General features: G+C 57.8%; 13 protein-coding genes and 1 tRNA gene. 10 read left to right on the top strand and 4 right to left on the bottom strand.

From position 1 onward, the window contains the following. The first annotated feature begins 3 nt into the window (after positions 1-3). From QW379_09240 to QW379_09215, 6 genes are read left to right on the top strand one after another with little or no spacing between them, the layout of a single operon-like run. The gene (locus tag QW379_09240) at positions 4-1,659 is read left to right on the top strand and encodes an OB-fold domain-containing protein (GenBank protein MEM2870580.1); all 1,656 of its coding nucleotides are present in this window, start codon (positions 4-6) and stop codon (positions 1,657-1,659) included. After that, a complete protein-coding gene (locus tag QW379_09235) occupies positions 1,650-2,834 on the top strand; it encodes an acetyl-CoA acetyltransferase (protein ID MEM2870579.1) in 1,185 nt (394 codons plus the stop codon). Before QW379_09240 ends, QW379_09235 begins: the two co-directional genes overlap by 10 nt. Then, on the top strand, positions 2,831-5,002 hold the full coding sequence (locus QW379_09230; GenBank protein ID MEM2870578.1) for a methylmalonyl-CoA mutase family protein: 2,172 nt from the start codon (positions 2,831-2,833) through the stop codon (positions 5,000-5,002). The genes QW379_09235 and QW379_09230 overlap by 4 nt, the downstream gene beginning before the upstream one ends. Positions 5,003-5,026: 24 nt before the next feature. Further along, positions 5,027-6,211, top strand: coding sequence for a CoA transferase (locus QW379_09225; protein MEM2870577.1), 1,185 nt, complete (start codon positions 5,027-5,029; stop codon positions 6,209-6,211). A gap of 56 nt (positions 6,212-6,267) precedes the next feature. Then, positions 6,268-6,603, top strand: a complete 336-nt coding sequence (locus QW379_09220) for a cupin domain-containing protein (GenBank protein MEM2870576.1) — start codon at positions 6,268-6,270, stop codon at positions 6,601-6,603. Positions 6,604-6,608: 5 nt separating this feature from the next. Then, positions 6,609-8,540 (top strand): MFS transporter, encoded by a 1,932-nt coding sequence (locus QW379_09215; GenBank protein ID MEM2870575.1) that lies wholly within the window; start codon positions 6,609-6,611, stop codon positions 8,538-8,540. A gap of 14 nt (positions 8,541-8,554) precedes the next feature. On the opposite strand, the gene prf1 is transcribed toward QW379_09215, so the two are convergent. Continuing rightward, positions 8,555-9,808, bottom strand: a complete 1,254-nt coding sequence (gene prf1 / locus QW379_09210) for a peptide chain release factor aRF-1 (protein ID MEM2870574.1) — start codon at positions 9,806-9,808, stop codon at positions 8,555-8,557. 154 nt (positions 9,809-9,962) lie between these two features. Between prf1 and QW379_09205 the strand changes: the two genes are divergently transcribed. From QW379_09205 to QW379_09195, 3 genes are all read left to right on the top strand, one after another. Further along, complete coding sequence (locus QW379_09205; GenBank protein MEM2870573.1) at positions 9,963-10,655, top strand: hypothetical protein; 693 nt, start codon at positions 9,963-9,965, stop codon at positions 10,653-10,655. A gap of 157 nt (positions 10,656-10,812) precedes the next feature. Next, positions 10,813-10,883, top strand: a tRNA-Gln gene (locus QW379_09200). Positions 10,884-11,010: 127 nt separating this feature from the next. Then, positions 11,011-12,120, top strand: a complete 1,110-nt coding sequence (locus QW379_09195; GenBank protein ID MEM2870572.1) for an NAD(P)/FAD-dependent oxidoreductase — start codon at positions 11,011-11,013, stop codon at positions 12,118-12,120. A 96-nt stretch (positions 12,121-12,216) separates the two neighbouring features. Here the strand turns inward: QW379_09195 and QW379_09190 are convergent, their stop codons facing one another. Both QW379_09190 and QW379_09185 read right to left on the bottom strand, forming a co-directional pair. Then, on the bottom strand, positions 12,217-12,447 hold the full coding sequence (locus QW379_09190) for a heavy-metal-associated domain-containing protein (protein MEM2870571.1): 231 nt from the start codon (positions 12,445-12,447) through the stop codon (positions 12,217-12,219). A 53-nt stretch (positions 12,448-12,500) separates the two neighbouring features. After that, positions 12,501-13,553, bottom strand: a complete 1,053-nt coding sequence (locus tag QW379_09185; GenBank protein ID MEM2870570.1) for a tetratricopeptide repeat protein — start codon at positions 13,551-13,553, stop codon at positions 12,501-12,503. Positions 13,554-13,839: 286 nt separating this feature from the next. On the opposite strand from QW379_09185, the gene QW379_09180 reads away from it, so the two are divergent. Beyond that, positions 13,840-16,422: a C25 family cysteine peptidase gene (locus QW379_09180; protein ID MEM2870569.1), complete on the top strand. Its 2,583-nt coding sequence runs from the start codon at positions 13,840-13,842 to the stop codon at positions 16,420-16,422. A 107-nt stretch (positions 16,423-16,529) separates the two neighbouring features. On the opposite strand, the gene QW379_09175 is transcribed toward QW379_09180, so the two are convergent. Then, complete coding sequence (locus QW379_09175) at positions 16,530-16,661, bottom strand: hypothetical protein (GenBank protein ID MEM2870568.1); 132 nt, start codon at positions 16,659-16,661, stop codon at positions 16,530-16,532. Between the last annotated feature and the right edge of the window lie 252 nt (positions 16,662-16,913).

Here is a 16,913-nt window from a genome sequence, read left to right as displayed (position 1 = left end):
GGAATGGCTGGAGGGGGCGCCGGGGGGACTGGTGTGATGAGCGGTGGAAAAGGGGCGTGCGGGGGGCTGCCGGGAGGCGCGAGGCTGGACCCTGTTGAAGGACATAACCCGAGGTCTGGGAGCGCTCCCCGCGCCGGCATTATCGACATCGCCGTGGCGATTCCATGGCGGAGACTCAGCGCTGCGGCCATTGCCGCGGCCTGGGGCGGGAGGGGAGGGCGGGGGCGGAGGGCAGTCGCATCGTACGACGAGGATTCCATAACCCTAGCGGTCGCGGCCGCGCTGGAGTGCCTCGATGAGAGGGCGGCGGAGGAGCTGGGAGCTCTCTACTTCGCCTCCGTCAGCGCGCCCTATATTGAGAAGTCATGCGCAACGATTGTGGCGAGCGCGCTGGACCTAGGCGGAATGTTGAGAACTGCAGACTTTGGCGGCTCGCTGAGGGCGGGCTCATCCGCTCTCGCCGCCGCGCTCGACGCGGTGGACGCCGGGGGTGTAGAAACGGCCCTTGTTGCGGCAGCGGATTGCCGGATTGCGCCGCCCGGCTCCTCGCTCGAGGCGGTCCTTGGGGATGGAGGGGCTGCGGTGCTGGTCGGGCGCGAGGAACCGATAGCGATACCGCTCGCCTCAGCGTATATTCCGCACAACATAATGGATTTGTGGAGAACGGAACAGAGAAGTCTCCGCTCAGGTGACACCCGCTTCGGCAGGGTCGAGGCCTATGCAAAATACGCCGTCGCCGCCTCAAAGGAGGCGATGAAGAGGGCGGGCACAGGGCCGAGAGAGATATCGAGGGCGGTTCTGCCCTCTCCGGACGGCAGGGGTCACGGGGCCGTGGCTAGGGAGCTCGGTCTGAGGCCCGAGTCGGTCGTGGACCCGGGGGCGGAGGAGCTAGGAGTGCTGGGCACGGCCCATCCCTTTCTAATGCTGGAGTCGGCCCTCCAAGCTTCTGAGAGGGGCGAGAGAATTCTGTTCACCGCATGCGGGGATGGCTGCGACGCGATCATTTTTGAGGCCACCGCGTCCGTTGAGGCATTCAGAAAGCGGAGGCGGAAAGCAGCACCCGCAGTTGAAATCGGTTATGTGAAGTATCTGGCTTTCAAGAAACTCCTCGCCGAGGGGCCCGAGGAGGGGAGGCCCTTCTCCTCGCCGATTCAGATGAGCAGGGAAGAGGGTCTGAGCCTGAGGCTGCGCGCAAAGAAGTGCAAGGCGTGCGCGACCATCAACACGCTGAATCTCAGAGTCTGCCCGCACTGCGGCCGGAGGGACGATTTCGACGAGGTAAAGCTGACGCGCAGGGGCGTGCTCCATACCTACACGCAGGAGCACTACTATCCCACCCCAGAACCTCCTGTGACCATGGCAGTGGTCGACCTTGAGGGTGGCGGAAGGTACTTGGCCCAAATGACCGACGTCGAACCTTCGGAGGTTAGGATAGGCATGGAGGTCGAGCTGACCTTCCGGAAGCTGCACGAGGGCGGGGGATACCATAATTACTGCTGGAAGTGCAGGCCGGTCAGGAGGACGGGCAGGGGGGGAGCGGGCGCGGAGAGGGCCGCGGCGTCCGATACGAACCAGATAACTAGTAAGGGCGCCGGTGGCGGCGGTGGGGAGGTTGGGGCGGGTGGGAAGATTTCTGGGGGTGGGTCCCGATGGGCCTGAGGGACAAGATCGCGATAATCGGCGCCGGCTGCACTATGTTCGGTGAGAACTTCCATCTCGACTACTCCGATATGATGGTCGAGGCGGCTGCGGAAGCTCTCGAGGAGGCCCATCTCACGGGAAGGGACATTCAGGCAGCCTGGCTGGGGACCGCCTTCCCCGACGCGGGGGTCTGGAAAGGGAGGTCTGGGATGGACCTCGCGCAGTCTCTGGGAATCTTCGACATACCAATCACTAGGGTGTCGAACTACTGCGCCACTGGTGGCGACGCCTTCAGGAACGCCTGCTACTGTCTCCTGTCTGGAGAGGCGGATGTTGTAATGGCGATGGGCGTGGAGAAACTCCGGGACCGTCCGCCCCAAGAGAGTCTAGTCAGGATGATGGTGGAGAACGGCCACCCGATAATCCAAAAGGGGTTCACAGCGGCGGGGACATTCGCCGTAACCATCACAAGGCACATGCACGAGTTCGGGACAAAGGCCGAGCATCTCGGGATGATATCGGTCAAGAACCATAGGCATGCCATCAACAATCCCAAGGCGCAGTACAGGCAGGAGTTCTCCTTGGAGCAGGTGATGAATTCCCCAATGGTCGCCTGGCCGCTGACTGTCCTGATGAGCTGCCCTACCACAGATGGCGCCGCATGTGTGGTGATGACGAGAACGGAGGACGCGGCGAAGTTCAATAAGGACTATGTTCTTGTTAAGGGCCACGGCTTCTCGGTCTCGACGGGCTGGGACTTGCCATTCTACGACCCCCACCACGAGTTCACCGGCTACAGGGCGACGCGGGTCGCTGCCACAAAGGCCTACCGGGACGCGGGAATCAGCAACCCGATGAAGGAGCTAGACGTGGCGGAGGTCCATGATTGCTTCGCCAGCGTCGAGCTCGTGACCTACGAGGACCTGGGCCTGTGCGCGAGAGGCGAGGGGAAGAGACTGGTCGAGGAAGGGGTGACCTCTGCAGGTGGTGAGCTTCCCGTAAATCTCAGTGGAGGGCTCCTGAGCTGCGGTCACCCTGTGGGGGCCACGGGGCTCAGGATGCTTTATGAGCTGACGAGGCAGCTCCAAGGCCGGGCTGGGAAGAGGCAGGTTCCGGATGCGCGTCTGGGCCTTGCTCACAATATTGGGGGACCGGGGGCGGTGGCCTCGGTGACGATACTGGGGGCGAGGTGAGCGGAGCTGGTGAGGGTCAGAGGGCAATCGAGCGAGCGGCATGCTCGGAACAGGAAGCAGAGGTGGTGAGCTTGTCGACCGAAAGAAGAATTCGGGTCCTGATCGCAAAGCCCGGGCTGGACGGGCACGACGTAGGAGCGAAGGTCGTGGCCTACGCCCTACGGGAGGCCGGGATGGAGGTGATCTACACTGGCCTTCATCAGACGGTGGACCAGATAATCAACACCGCCCTGCAGGAGGACGTGGACGTGATCGGCCTGAGCATTCTCTCTGGAGCACATTTACCGATAACCGAGAAATTAATGGCGGGCCTGAGGAAGGCCGGCGCTGGCGACATCACGGTCATTGTCGGGGGCAACATTCCAAAAAAGGACCACGAGGCACTCAGGGCGATGGGCGCCGCGGCGGTCTTCCCGACGGGGACGCGCTTCGACAGCCTCGTGGAATTCCTCAGGAATAGGGTTGGGGGAGAAATGGTGGGGGCCTCCTCCCCGCCGCCGCCTCACAAGGTAGAGACTCCTGTCCATCCCGCGCCCTCTTCGAAGCCGGTTGAGGAGAGAAAGAGCGGTGAGAAGGTCCGACCCGTGATTCTCGAGTCTGGTATCGAGGTCAAGCCTGTTTACGGCCCTGAGGACCTGAAGGGATTTGACCCTGCGAGCGAGCTTGGAAAGCCCGGAGAGTTCCCTTTCACGAGGGGCATCCACCCGCTCATGTATCGCGCCCGACCCTACACGATGCGCCAGTATGCAGGTTTCGGAACCCCGAGAGAGACAAATGAGCGCTTTAAATTCCTCCTCTCGCAGGGCCAGAACGCGCTTAACGTAGCCTTCAGCCTGCACAGCCAGATGGGCATAGACTCCGACGACCCTCTTGCTGAGGGCGAGGTCGGGAGGGTCGGGATGGCGGTAGATACCCTGAAAGATATGGAGATTGCGTTCGACGGCATCCCCATCGACAAAATCTCGACCTCGCTGACCATCAACGGCAGCGCCGCAATAATGATAGCGATGTATCTCGCGATGGCCGAGAAGAGAGGAGTGCCCCTGAGCGAGGTGAGGGGGACGGCCCAGAACGACATTCTGAAGGAGTACATTGGCAGGGGGACTTGGATATTCCCCGTCGAGCCCTCGATTCGGCTGATCGCGGACACTATCGAGTTCTGCTCCAAGCACGCGCCAAGATATTATCCGGTGAGCGTCTGCGGCTACCACATCAGGGAGTCGGGGGCCAACCCGGTTCAGGAGATTTCATACGCCTATTGCATCGCCCGTGCCTACATAAGGGCCGTGATGGAGCGGGGCCTTCACCCGGATGAGTTCGTGCCTCGCTTCTCGTTCAACTTCGACATCCACGGAAACATATTCGAGCAGGTCGCAAAATTTAGAGCGGCGAGGAGGCTCTGGGCGAAGCTGATGAGGGACGAGTTCGGCTGCCGCAACCCGGAGTCAATGAAAATGAAAATGATTGCCGGTGGGGGCGGCGGGGGGCTCACGATCGAGGAGCCGGAGAACAACATCGTCCGAGGGGCTTACTACGCGCTGATATCCGCGCTCAGCGGGACGCAGACGATGGCCCTCTGCTCCTACGACGAGGCCTACACGATTCCTTCAAAGAAGGCCGCGCTCATCTCGCTGCGCACGATGCAGATTCTTGTGGAGGAGATGGGGCTCGCCGACACCGTTGACCCCCTCGGCGGCTCCTACTATGTGGAATGGCTAACCGGCGAGATGGAGAAGAGAATCGTGGAGACGATGAGGGATGTGGACGCTCGGGGTGGAATCGTCAAGCTCATCTCGGAAGGTGCCATCCAGAGGGAGGTCTCCAGGCAGGCCTATCTATTGGAGAAGAAGCTCCAGAGCGGAGAGCTGGTCAAGGTCGGGGTGAACAAGTATAGGCAGGAGGCGGAGGCAGAGGAGAGAAAGGTAGAAATCCATGAGTACAACCCCCAGGCTGCTATGGAGAAAATACAGGAGCTTAGGAAGCTGAAGGCCCATAGGGACAACGCCGCGGTCCGCTCGGCTCTCGAGAGAATTCGTGAAAAGGCCGCAACGAGCGAAAACCTGATGCCCTACATCATGGACGCGGTCAAGCTCTATGCCACTGTCGGCGAGATAACAGCTGCGCTGAAGGATGTTTTTGGCACATTCAAGGAGCCGGTGAACCTTTGACATCGCAAAAAAGGAGGGCAATCGATGCCTCTTCTCGATGGTGTTAGGATATTAGACCTTTCCCAGATGCTCTCCGGGCCCTATGCGAGCCTAATCCTGGCTGATATGGGCGCCGAGGTGATTAAAATAGAATCGCCGGGCGAAGGGGATAGAATAAGGCAGATGCCACCCTACTTCATCGGCGGCTTCAGCGCCTACTTCATCAGCGTCAACAGGAACAAGAAGAGCGTAACGATAGACCTGAAAATGAAAGAGGGGAGGGAGGTTTTTTACGACCTCGTAAAGAGGTCGGACGTGGTCATGGACAATCTCAGGCCCGGAGTTCTCGAGAGGCTTGGAGCAGATTACGAAACACTAAGAAAAGTGAAGCCCGACATCATACAGGTCTCGATAACCTCGTACGGATATGAAGGTCCTTACAGGGACTATCCGGCCTTCGACCTCATAATTCAGGCGATAGGGGGGGCTATGAGCCTCACCGGTGAGCCCGGAGGAGCGCCTGTCCGCATGGGAATTCCAATGGGGGACCTCGCCGGTGCGGTCTTCGCCGCCAACGCGATCACAGCGGCGCTCTATAAAAGGGAGAGGACTGGACAGGGGACACGGGCAGATGTATCGCTGCTCGACGCGCTGGTGTCAATGCACACCTATGTCGCCCAGTACCTGCTGGTCGGGAGCCCAGTACCGGAGAGGCTGGGCTCCGGCCATCAGTCTGTAGTTCCCTACAGGGCCTTCAAAACGTCGAATGGCTGGCTTGTAGTCGCGGTTTTTGCGGAGAAGTTCTGGAGCTCGTTCTGTAGGGCTCTCGAAATAGAGCATCTGGAGAAAGACCCGCGATTCTCGACCAACGCCCTACGGTGCGAGCACAGGGAGGAGCTCAACTCGATTCTCGAGGGAATCTTCGCCACCAGAACAACGGAGGAGTGGCTGAAGAGGCTAGCGGAGGCCGATGTGCCCGCGGCGCCCATACAGACGCTGGACAGGGTCCTGAGCGACCCACAGATTCTGCTTAGAAACATGGTAACAGATATCGATATTCCAGGGCACGGGAGAATTAGGACGCTCGGCAACCCCGTCAAAGTGCTGGGGGAGAGGGAGGAGTTCAGGCCCCCGCCCGCGCTCGGACAGCACACAGAGGAGATTCTCCGGGGGCTGCTGGGATACTCAAAGGAAAGGATAGAAGAGCTCAAGGCAAAAAGGGCGATTTAATGGTGGGTGACCCGCGACGACGCAGGGATGGGTCCCAATACACCATTAATCTGGATGTGAAATATGCCCCTCTCGAGCCCTTCGACATTCGAGACGTGGTGGGAAAGGTGAAGGCGAGCTGGTTCAACCAGACTTTAGTTAGGGTCAATAGGAGCATACTCAGGCTTGGCGTCATCATGGGAGAGTTCCATTGGCACAGGCACAAGAATGACGACGAATTATTCTTTGTGCTCAGGGGCAGGCTCATCGTTGAGCTGAGAGACAGAAAAATCGCGCTGCGAGGAGGCCAGGGTGTTGTCGTTCCGGGAGGAGTGATGCACAGGACAAGGGCCCCAAAGAGAACCGTGGTGCTCATGGTCGCGAATGCCGGGATAAAACCGACGGGAGACTGAGGCCGATGAGGGTCGAGGAGCTCTTTGAGAAATTCCCGCGCGTTTTCTGGGCCGTCAACGCCATGGAGCTTTTCGAGAGAGGGGCCTACTACGGGATGCTGGCCATCCTGCCTTACTACCTCGTCTACACGCTTGACTTCGCATCAACCGCTTTCGGCGTGCTGCTGGGTGTCCTCACCCCCTTCCTCTATCTTCTGCCCATAGTCAGCGGCGCCCTAACGGAGAAGTATGGGTTCAGGGCACCGCTCGCCATATCCCTGGGTCTGGTCTCGGCTGGCTACCTTCTCTCATCGTTGATGACCACGTTTGAGGCCTTTGTGATGGCTTTCGTCGTTTTGGGTATCGGGGTCGGGAGCTTTAAGCCCATAATCTCCGCCACCATAGCCCTCACGACGAAACCCGAGGCACGAAACCTCGGCTATAGCATCTACTACTGGATGATAAACCTAGGCTCATTTACAATGCCCCTCCTCATCTCTCTGACAATTCCAAAGGAGCAGTATGTGCTCGTCTTCTATCTCTCCGCAGCCCTGATAGGCGTCAACATCGCCCTCACGCTCACGGTATATCGCGACCCGGTGAGACCGAATCCGGCGAAGAGCGCGGGTGATGTATTCAGGGATGCAGCGCTCGTTCTCAAGGACCTCAGGTTCGTCGCCCTGCTGCTTATCTACTCTGGGTTCTGGTTCATGTACGCCACAAACCACCTCGCGATACTGCTATACGCCCTTGACTTCGGGGTCCTCGGAGAATATTTTCCCCCGGCCCTTGTTGCGACCGTGAACCCCGGCACGATAATTATTCTGGGACCATTCCTGGGGAAGATATTCGAGAAGAGCGAATCTCTCAAAGTGATGGTTTTCGGCATGAGCGTATTTATCGCAGGGCTCCTGCTGATGGGATTTACCACTGTATCCGCAGTGTTCTTCACTGGTATCGTCATTTTCTCAATAGGTGAGTTCATCACCCACCCGACCTACATATCTTATGTCTCCAAAATCGCGCCCAAGGAAAGGGTCACACTTTACATGGCTTACGCCTTCATTCCGCCGCTCATTGGCCTCAGCCTCGGAAACGTGCTCGGCGGGGTGATGTACGCGACCTTCTCCGAGGTCATGCACCGACCTAGGCTCTTTTGGGCAGCAATCTCGGCGGTGGGCATGGTGACGATCGCTCTTCTTCTGTTGTACGGCCAGAGGGGAGTTCGGAAGAAGGTGGACGAAGAGGCCCGAGCGGGCTCAGGAGAGCAATCTGGTATATGGGTCAAGAGCCCCGTCCCGTCCGCGGGCCTCGGAGGTCCCGCAGGGGAGGGGTCGGTGGAGCGCCCGTGCTCCAAACCCTACCTACAAAGTTTTTTCAACTCCACACTCGGCGCCGTTGTCTGCCTCTTGCTCGTTCCCGTCCTCCTTGGGGCGGCCTACGCCTCGGGAACGGAGCCCTTTCTGCGGGACGCGGCAAGTAGTCGGAGCGGGGGCTGGGCCGGCTATGAACTGGTTTCGTCGGAGCCGATTCTCCTCCCCGGGAGCTCAGAAGAGCATACCGAGACCAGGGAGGAAATTGATATTGAGGAGAGAAATTTGGCGAGCCTGACATTCACATTGCGCTGGACGGACGAGGAGGACATCGTCCGGCTCTTAAGGACCTATGAGAACCAGCCCGACGAGTTCGGTCTCGCAGTGGTCTCTCCCGGAGGCATCGCGGTCTCCTCCGGGATGGTATCCAACCCGCACGGTCGGGAGGGCTCGGTGTCCGTTTCACTCACATTCAACTTCAGCGGTCCAGAGGACGCGCGGGGGAACGGAACGTATAAAGTCACCATCGCCTGCGGGAACTGCGGGGACTTCTTCCCCGCCTTCGGAATCATCGGATTCACGGACACCGGGAATGACTGGACGCTTGAGGTTAAGTACGATTACTATCGAAGGGTAGAGCACTGAGGGGCCCCATGCGGTCATCGCTCTCCAATCCTGTACCTAAGGATTGCAGCCACGCCGCCGAAGGCCGTCAGGAGCGTCTTTCCCTCGGCACTATCTGCTGATATCAGCGCAACCTTGGTACCCATCTGCTCAGCCATTTTGTAGAGTTCCGCAACCATATCAATAGGTTCAGAAACCACCAGTTTAGCCCCGCACTTCGGGCAAAAGAGCTCTCCCGGTTCCTTTTCTGATTTTGTGAGCTCCTCGGTATATCCGCAGCCCGGGGCCGGGCAAGACACTCTGAAGCTGTACTTCCTCAACCCATCGGAGATGAGGAGTGTGTCCACGGCACCGAGTTTCAGGGCCTCCCGCACCCCCCGCTCGCCATACATCGATAGGCCCCCCTCGGGCCGCGCGACCTCGCGCATGAAGGACTCCACAAGCCTCTTTTCCTTCATCAGGGCCACGTCCTTGAGGGCATCGGAGGCCTTCTCCACCAGCTCCCTGAGACCGGACTCGTCGGTATATCCCACGTCGAAAAGGCCGATGACCTTCTTCTTGACCTCATGGTGGAGATAGTCCTGCTCTGCGAAGTATTCCTTCGTAGGCCCGGGCCCTCCGATTAGAATTCCCTGAATTCGGGGGTCGGACCTGAAGGCTTCATTCACCTTCTCCCCAACCTTCACAAAGAACTCGTGCGCCGCGATTTCAATCAGCCTTTCGAACCTGCGCGCTGACTGCCCCCCTCTTCCGTGCTTGCTGGGGACGAGCGACTGGAAGTTTTCGATTGTCTCGATTCTGCGGCCGTTCAGGCGCCCGATCGTGCACTCTTTGCGGTCGAGAACCACCAGCCCCCAGACCTCCTTCTCCGCGAGCATCTCCTTCAGGGGCTCGAGGTAGAACTGGGAATCGCAGCGATAAAGAAATGTTGTGATGGGCTCGGGGGGCTCGATAACATAAGCCACCTGCTTTTCCTTGTCCCCGGGGAGGGCCTGCGTACCGACGAATAGAACAACGCCGTTCGGCGGCGGCACGCGGTAGACCTTTATTCTGTTAATGAGGGATGCTATCGCAGCCATGACATTCTTTCGTGTGCTCTGGGACTTGATATTGGAGGATTCGGCATACTCGCTCCTGAGGTAGTTGGAGACGTCTGCGATCTGGCGCGTGGGGGGGACATAAAGAGAAACGAGTTCCGTGGCCCTGCCTTTAATGGATTCGAGCTCTTCCAGTGTTCGCTTGAATTCATAACGCGCAAGGGATGCAGAGTCGCTCTTCTCTTCTGGCATTTTCCCTCTCAAGAAAGCATCCGCCGGGCGGACTGCTACATTCCATGCCGGTACGAATCGCCCGCGGTCACGTCGGCACCATACCGTATCCTATTTATAAGGCTTATCCCCCCTGAGGAAAAGGGTTATTTTGCTTCACTCCCTCCCTTCCCTCATGCCAGGTTCCTGGGAGCGGGATGCGGCCCTAAAGAATTACCTCAGAATGAGGGGACTACAGCAGCGCGGGAGCTCCCTACCATCGTTGCTCAAGAACCTTCACTCAGAGGTAGAGAAGAACCTAGAGGAAGCCCGGAAGGAGTATCCGCTCGAATTCGCCTCCGAGGTTGAGATCAACATGGGGGACGAGCTGGTATGGCAGATGGAGCTCGAAGCTGCCGAATCTCTCGAGGACGGGTTCGAGAGGATATGGATAGTTCTCAACGACTACACACAGAGCGGTGAGAGGCTCAGGCTGGAGGCGAGGGAGCTGGTCACATTCAGGCAGCTCCAGAGGCACGTGGGGAATCCGAAACGGAGCGACACTTCGATTGATTCGAGACGGATCATATTCTACTTCGCTCACCTGCCTGTAAAGGGAATCTGGGCACTTGTTCACTCGCACGTCAATGCAGCACCTTTCCCAACGGGATCCGACATATCCTATCTACCCCTCGGCTGGCTGGGCCTGACGGCCTCTGTCTACAGGGAAAAGTTCTACTTGATCCCGTTCAGGGCCGATTCCTTTGAGTACAGAGGCAAGGAGCCGTCGCGAGAGGCCTTTGGAAACTTTGTTCTCAATATAAGACGCCAGAAACACAGGGGCTGGTACGAAGGGAGACTTTATACAAAGGACGAGCTGATTCCATGAGAGAAGGGGCATGCGGGGACCGTGGAGCAGAAGCCGCGGGCTACGGACCCCCACTCTGTAAAGTAAATTACGGTTCCTAGAGAATTCCCAGAGCTTTGGAACTCCCCCCGGGCCGCCTCCGGCACAATTATCTATATCCGGAACCATTGCCCTCCATAGCCCCGTGGTGTAGCGGCAGCATCCCGGCCTTTGGAGCCGGTGGCGGGGGTTCAAATCCTCCCGGGGCTGGTGGCGCATCGAGCATTCGTAACCTTCTCCCGGGTGCCAGCGAGTGCACCGCACGAGAAAACCGAAATGATTTTAATTCACTTTAGTAATTAGGTAATGATCGCTCTAGAGATGGAAGGAGCCAGCCATGCGTGATGTAATCGTCGTCGGTGGTGGCCCATCCGGGAGCCACGCAGCCTATCACTGTGCGCTCCTCGGGCTTAGGACTCTACTCATAGAAAAAGAGCACTACCCCCGAGACAAGCCCTGCGGGGGCGCGGTGGACGCGGAGATGCGGGAGAGGGTGAGCCCTGATTTTCTCCGAGTTGTAGAGGCGTCAACGGACAGGGCCCGCCTCTTCTACAACTTCGACGAGCTCCTTAGGCTGGGCTATGAAAATTTTTATGTGGACAGAAAAACCTTCGATGAGATGCTGGCCCGGAGGGCGCAGGCAAGGGGAGTGGATGTACTAGAAGGGGTGAGGGCAAGAAGAATCATTGTTGATAAATCAGGAGCGGAGGTAGTCTGCGATCAGGGTAGCCACAGGGCGAGAATTGTCATCGGTGCTGACGGCGTGAACAGCGTCGTCAGGGCGAGCACGGGCATGGAAGCCCTCCGGACCCGGCCAGATAGGTTTCTGGCGGCTGTTCTCGAGCTAGAGGTGGGAGAGGATAAAAAAAATGAGATACTTGGGGACACGGACGAACACAGGCACTATAACGCCTACCTCTTCAGCGGCTTCATCGGGCTGGGCTGGGTTTTTCCTAAAAGGGGCAGGGTGAACATCGGGCTGGGAGGGCTGGCGCAGGAAGCTGCCCGAATTCGCTCTCTTCTCAAAGATTTCCTCAGAGGACTAGACATCGACCCCTCTCTCTCCCGTTTGGTCAAATGGCATATGATACCCTTCAGGCCCCTCAGGCGCGTCTACTCAGATAGGGTCCTGCTTGTAGGGGACGCAGCAGGTTTCGTCAATCCCCTCAGTGGGGCCGGAATCGACAGGGGGATGATATCGGGAGAGTTCGCCGCGCGGGTCTGCGCCAGGGCCTGTGAGAAAGGGGATTTCTCGCAAAGTGCCCTAAGTGAATATCAGATTCTCTGTGCGCCGATGCTCCGGAAGCTCAGGGCAAAGGCTAGGGTGGTTGATCTAGCGCACTATTTTTTCAGAAAGAACCTCTATTCAGACGTTTCTATAAAATTTTTTGTGAAGCGATTCGCCCCCATCGCCACGGAGCGGATCGGATTGACAGTCAATGCTTGAACAGAGACGAGGTTCTGGGAAGGTTGAGCCGAGTCTCTCCAAGAGAAATCACCGGAGTCAGCCACGACACCCCGCTCCCCCGGTGGTGGGGGGACATCACGCAGCTTTGTATCCCACCCTCTCCACCGCTTGAATTAGCTCCGGACGGGTCACCGCGCCGGGTCTTATCTTAACCACAGCTTCTTTTTCGAGGAGGTTCACCTTCACCTCTCTGACACCCTTGAGTTTCTCTAAAGCCGTAGTCACCCTTGCTGCGCAGTGTCCGCAGCTCATCCCCTCCACCCTCAGCCTTACCTCCGCCTCACCCCTCTTCTTCAAAAGGCTCATTCTTCCCCCGGGTCAAAACGTAATACTTGTAGACAAATTATAGGAACCCCCGTTTACTGTTTGCCTCTGTTTTCCTCGGTCATCTCGACTTCTTCGAAGCTCTCCTCACCGACTTCCTCGAAGCTGTCTAGCTCTTCGGGCGGGGCAGAGGGCTGCGGAACTGCCTTCGGAGCCGCTCGTGCAGGTGCCGCCATGCCCGCGGGAGGGGTTTGCCGTGTCTGTCCCGGGGCCGCTGGGGGAGGGCCCTTCGAAGTTTCGGGGGCCAGTGTCGGCGGCTTTTGTGGGGCTGTCTCCTCGGGAATTTCCTCGAGTTCCTCGAGCTCCTCGGGCGGGGCCTCCTCCTTTGTTCCGGCTTCCTCGAATTCATCCGCCTCCTCCGCCGGGGCTTCTTTCCCTGGTCCAACGGATGGCTCGGGTGCGGTAGCCGCCGCCTCCTTGACACCCTCCAGTAGCCCCAGATTCTCCCTGAGCTTCGCGCTGTAGTCGCTATCTGGTTTGAGCTCCAGCGCCTTTTTATAATGGGCGATGGCTTCCTCGTTTTTCCCGAGCTTTTTTAACGCAACGCCCTTATTGTACCAGGCCTTGTCAGCCCTCGGGTCTATGTCGAGGGCCTTGTCGTAGCACGATATCGCCTCCTCGTAGCGGCCGAGCTTGTCGAGCGCGCATCCCATATTTATCCAAGCCATTGCATTGTCCATTTTGAACTCAAGGGATTTGTTGTAGCAGGCAATGGCCTCTTCGGTTTTGTCGAGCTTGCGCAGTGCGACCCCTTTATTGTACCATGCCTTGTCATTATTTGGCCTTATTTCTATGGCCTTGTCGTAGCAGGCGATTGCTTTATCGTACTTCCCAAGTCGGTCTAGGGCATAGCCGATGTTGACCCAGACCTTGTCGTTGTCCTTGTTCCTCTTGAGGGCCTCGTTGTAGCAGCTTATCGCTTCCTCGATCTTGCCCTGCCGACGGAGTAGGACTCCCTTGTTGTACCAAGCCTTGTCGTTGTCCGGCTTGAGCTCTATCACGCGCTCGAAGCACTGTATGGCTGTGTTTGTGTCTCCCTCAGCGAGCGCCTTCTCCGCCTTCTGCAGCCACTCGATTTCCGTGACCATACAACTCTCCCCGAGGACGAGTCCTATAAAAGGTTGTTGGGGTATATATTTTTCTAGTAGCGAGAGGTTTTTTCGACTTTCCGCTCCACAACTAGGTTGTCAGGGGCGCCTTGGAGGCCGCCCCGCATGAAAGCGGCGCGCATGGAGCCCAGTGGCGCAAAGGAGCTTCTAAACCGTAAAAAAGCAAACACCTTCACCATTTCCGCTGAGTCTATCCAATGGAACGAAAGAAGGGACCGAAAGAAATATCCCTTACCAACATAATAATATTGTCTGAGGGGTGTGGATGGCTGCTTTGAGAGTCGACAGGCGGAAGGAGATGGCTTTACTGACTGTCATCATCCTCGTATTAGCTGGCGGCCTCCTCCTAATCACCAGACCACCCACGGCGCCTCCGCTCGAGAGGGCAACGATCGATGACCTCCTCTCCTCGAAATCGACCAGGGCCCCGGTTGATTACGATGGTGTCTTCACTCCTTTGAACTCAGGTTTCCTTGCCCTCGTTGCCACCCCCATCGCGTGCTATTACGAGGGAAGCACGGAAACCATCGTCCCACTCCTTGTCGTAGGGGAGAATATGGAGACTCAGGACCATGGAATCTCCAGGTCTGTCCTCCGCTTCCTCGAAGCCTACCCGATGTCGAAAGGCATTGCTATCGGCGCCATACCCTGCGTCGGGTCCTGCCATCGCGACACCATCGATATGGGCAGCGTGGTGGGCACCTCACTCGCCGCAGCTGAGAGGTTCTGGACGCGCTCGGACGGCGCCATCCTAATTAAAGAGGATCAGGAGGGCTATAATCTCGGTGTTATCGCCACCCCCCTGGCCTCCTACCTGAACATCCCCGTCATCATCGTCAAAAAGACCTCGGACGCCATCCCGACCCTGAAGAGGCTCGGTGTGCGATATGTTCTCGAGTGCGGAAGGCTTGAGCCTTATAAAAGAACTTGGCAATTCAGGAGCGTGGAGGAGATTAACGATGCAATAGCGCTCGGCATAAAGGCCTCCGATGGAGAGGTGAAGTCTGTTCTGAAGACCAGACTGGGCACGAACTGTACCTATATAACCCTGACAAACCCCATCGACAGCCACCATCCCCGTGTCCTAGAGACCAACGTCAGTTTTTTTGAAGGCACTCTCATCTCCAAGGACACGGGCTCGACATATTACCCCACGGCCGAGGATCCCTGCCATGAGCTCATTATCCCGGACGACTGGAATTACACAAATGTGATAATCGATTCGTACATGCCTTTTACTACGTCCCCCGACCCCCGCCGAAACCCAGACCTCGACGGCCAGAGAATGTATGTTTATTTTGGCCTTGATGAAAACCGCGACAATGCCATGGACAAAATGGAATTCTTCGCCCCCTCGCTCGCTTACGAGAGCGTACGCGACTCTTCGGGGAATGCAATCGCGGCCCACGCCTATATGGAGCACCCGATATTCCACCCCGGAAGGCATATTGTCCAAATCGCGGGCACCCTCCACATGCAGTTTCCGGTCAACCTCCCATTCGAACCACCCCTCAGCCCTCCCACAACAACTTACAACATAACGGTTACTGTCCAGAGGCTCGAGGACCCCATCTTCCCATACATGCACAATATGTCCTCAATGGCGCCCTATCTCATCGCCCATAGAAGGGGTGTTGTGATCGGAAGAGCGGAGTGGGCAGTGAACGGGGAAGGGCCTGGGGTTACTTGCTCATGCGACCCGCTTACGAGCGAGGAGGGCATGATGAAAGCCAACAACGCGAGCGAGCTGGTTAAAATCGACCTCAACGCCTTCCTCGCCCGCCTTGAGGGCCTTGAGCCCGGGGACTACAGTGCTCTAGCGGTGAGATATGCGGGGAAGCTTCCCGAGGCATTTCCTGTGGCGATTCTAGGCGACCCCAGTATGGTCCCTTGGTTCTATTATCCTACGGCGGGTCAGGAAGACGTGGAACAGGAGGGCCTAGGAATTCCCTCCGATAACTTCTATGCCGATATCGACGCCGACCCGGCCAACCCGCCATTCGAATTAGATGGTTCGGAGCCAAGCATGGAGCTTGCGATCGGGCGCGTGATCGGCTGGGACGTGCAGGACCAGAGTGCCTTGATAGCCCGGACCTTTTTCTATGAGAGCATCATTGACACTTTCGAGGGACACAGCGGTCGTAGCTGGAAGGAGAGCGCCCTAAACACCTTCGGCAGCAAGGTGCCAGTCGGGCTAGCGGTGACGGTAACGACAAAGCTGAACCAGGCCTGGAGGCAGGCGGGTTATGTAGTGGACACCAGGCATGACACCGTCCTCTCGGACAGGCGTTTTTCTGCCCCCTACTACGAGCGCTCCAACTTCATCTTTTTCTGCGCCCATGGTTTCTTCTACTGGTATGTTCCACCGGGATATCAGAAGGACGGTGTGGGGGGTGGATTCGACGTGGCGCATGTGAAGGACATGAATTTTGGGCCTTCGGTCATCTTCGGCTCCTCATGCGTCACGGGGAGGGTGGATGGCCTGCCAGCCTACAACACGCTCTCCCAGACCTTCCTCCACTCAGGAATGAACGCGTATGTGGGCGCTTCGAGGCTGTCCTGGGGGGGTTTCTCTCCTCTCCAGACAAAGTCCGGGGAGGTCTATGGGGACTATCTGGGCCTCCTGTTCTTTGGCTACCTCACCGGCTACGTCTATAACAAGGAGGGAGGACTGGTCTCTGAGGGGGTGGGAGACCTGACAGTGGCACAGGCTCTACTGCTCGCGAAGAACAAATACGTCCAGGACTGCGGGACCGACGGTGGCGGGGCGCACGACGACACTGTTGAGGAGTTCAATCTCTTCGGCGACCCGATGTTCAACCCCTACGAGCCGAACCACGATGGGTGACCGTCCGGAAGACGAGACTGTGAAGATTATTTTTGGCTCCTGTATTTTCCTCCCATCGGGGTGAAAAAAAGAATAAAAAAAGTTGAATCAAACCCTCTCCGCCTCACCTATTGAGCTGGTTGCTCTTTCTTTTCCCCCGACTTCTGCTCTGGCTGTGCAGGCTGCGCGGGCTGGGGCGCCTCCGCGGCTTTCGCAGTCGGGGCAGGAGCTGCGGGCTTCTCCTTCTTTTTCTTCGCCATTCACGCACCTCCTGTTTTCACCGCCTGCCGGCGGCCGGGCCCGTAATAATACGGGCCTCTTTTAAACGTTTCCCGGGCGTCAATGGCTGTGCAGAATAACCAGTTATCAGCCCTATAAATACCCTTCCCCAAATCCATCTATTCATCCCCCTCTGAACCTCTGAAATTTCTCAGGGTCCCACCCCCGGAACATCTTGAGAAGGGGGTCCTCAACACTCCTTGGGCAATCCATAACATCCTCCCACTTGAAAG

The sequence above is a fragment of the Thermoplasmata archaeon genome (genome assembly GCA_038851035.1).
Classification (GTDB): Archaea; Thermoplasmatota; DTKX01; order VGTL01; family VGTL01; genus JAWCLH01.
This window is presented reverse-complemented; position numbering and strand designations above follow the sequence as displayed.

What these genes read in the sequence shown, in the direction of transcription:
- QW379_09240 (MEM2870580.1), top strand. Translation starts at nt 4, where the DNA reads ATGGCTGGAGGGGGCGCCGGGGGGACTGGTGTGATGAGCGGTGGAAAA.
- QW379_09235 (MEM2870579.1), top strand. Translation starts at nt 1,650, where the DNA reads ATGGGCCTGAGGGACAAGATCGCGATAATCGGCGCCGGCTGCACTATG.
- QW379_09225 (MEM2870577.1), top strand. Translation starts at nt 5,027, where the DNA reads ATGCCTCTTCTCGATGGTGTTAGGATATTAGACCTTTCCCAGATGCTC.
- QW379_09215 (MEM2870575.1), top strand. Translation starts at nt 6,609, where the DNA reads ATGAGGGTCGAGGAGCTCTTTGAGAAATTCCCGCGCGTTTTCTGGGCC.
- prf1 (MEM2870574.1), bottom strand. Translation starts at nt 9,808, where the DNA reads ATGCCAGAAGAGAAGAGCGACTCTGCATCCCTTGCGCGTTATGAATTC.
- QW379_09205 (MEM2870573.1), top strand. Translation starts at nt 9,963, where the DNA reads ATGCCAGGTTCCTGGGAGCGGGATGCGGCCCTAAAGAATTACCTCAGA.
- QW379_09195 (MEM2870572.1), top strand. Translation starts at nt 11,011, where the DNA reads ATGCGTGATGTAATCGTCGTCGGTGGTGGCCCATCCGGGAGCCACGCA.
- QW379_09190 (MEM2870571.1), bottom strand. Translation starts at nt 12,447, where the DNA reads ATGAGCCTTTTGAAGAAGAGGGGTGAGGCGGAGGTAAGGCTGAGGGTG.
- QW379_09185 (MEM2870570.1), bottom strand. Translation starts at nt 13,553, where the DNA reads ATGGTCACGGAAATCGAGTGGCTGCAGAAGGCGGAGAAGGCGCTCGCT.
- QW379_09180 (MEM2870569.1), top strand. Translation starts at nt 13,840, where the DNA reads ATGGCTGCTTTGAGAGTCGACAGGCGGAAGGAGATGGCTTTACTGACT.
- QW379_09175 (MEM2870568.1), bottom strand. Translation starts at nt 16,661, where the DNA reads ATGGCGAAGAAAAAGAAGGAGAAGCCCGCAGCTCCTGCCCCGACTGCG.